The 1,175-nt window shown below is 22.4% G+C and carries 1 protein-coding gene; it reads right to left on the bottom strand.

Annotated elements, in window-relative coordinates; all coding sequences use genetic code 11:
* Positions 1-431: 431 nt before the first annotated feature.
* Entirely contained in the window at positions 432-905 is a 474-nt protein-coding gene (locus IE182_RS31500; RefSeq protein WP_190113417.1) for a hypothetical protein, read from the bottom strand.
* Positions 906-1,175 lie beyond the last annotated feature (270 nt).

Here is a 1,175-nt window from a genome sequence, read left to right as displayed (position 1 = left end):
GTAGCCCTTATTTAGAATAAGTCAAAAAAAAAGTAAGGGACAAACATCCTCTTACTTTTTAAAAAATTTTATTCTAGCTTTGTTTTTTTCTTGTTGCTTTTTGAAAATTTTTAATAAATCCTTTGAATCGGTTTCATTCTCAAATTGATACATTAAGTAATGAAAGTACGATTTTAAAGTAAATCGAAATAAAGAAGTTTTTTTGTAAGATTCGAGTTCAAAAAAGTTTAAAGTGTTTAAATGAATTAAACTTACTTTATATTGATTTTTTTCATCTCGATAAACAATAAACCTGTGTCTTTTTTTTAATGTCCAATAACTTAAAATTAAACCGTATATAATCAAACTTAAATTTACAATGAATAACACTACTAACATAATATCTTTTGATTTATGGATAGGGAATTAATTCCCTATCCTAATTAAACAATTTATTTTTTTATAATCTGTAAAGCTTTTTTCAAAATTTCTTTGTTTGTTTCTTTCATATTTTCAGAACAAACAGAACTTAATGAAAAATCATTTACTTTGTAAACTTGTTTATAAAAGTCTAAAAACGCTTTTTTTAGTTTTTCTAATCGTGTTTTGTCCTTTTCTTGTATCAAACTTTCGGACAATGAAAGAATTATATTTCTAAATTTCTTTCGAGCAACTTTTTTCTCTTTATCTGAAAGTTCTGAAAAAATTTCTTCTTTGTAAATGTCTGATTTTTTGACACCGAAAGAAGTTTTTAAAAGTCCCTCAGTAGATTTATTTAAATTAACTAGAATATCTTTATAAAGAATATTGTTTGCTTTTGCTTGTGCTTTAGCTTTTTTAGCACTCACTTTGTTTACTTTTTCTTTTGTAGAATTTTCAACAACTACATTTACATTCTCAACTGAATTTAATTTTTTTTCTTCCATAATAAAAATACTTGAATTTTTGAATTTATTTTATTATAACCTTTTCGATAAAAATTCAAGTCTTATTAGAAACTCGAAAAGGTTTTTTTATTTCTCTATGCAAATATAAGAATAATATTTTAATCTGCAAAATTTTCAAAGATTTTTTTTTGAAAATTTTTCTTATTAAATTTTAGAACTCTTATCGTTTCCGACATTGCAAAGATAAGGACTTTATTTTAATCTACAAAAAAATTCAAGAAAATTTTTTGTTAAAAATGAATTTTATTA

Source organism: Streptomyces cinnamoneus, from assembly GCF_014650495.1.
Lineage (GTDB): Bacteria > Actinomycetota > Actinomycetes > Streptomycetales > Streptomycetaceae > Streptomyces > Streptomyces cinnamoneus.
This window is presented reverse-complemented; position numbering and strand designations above follow the sequence as displayed.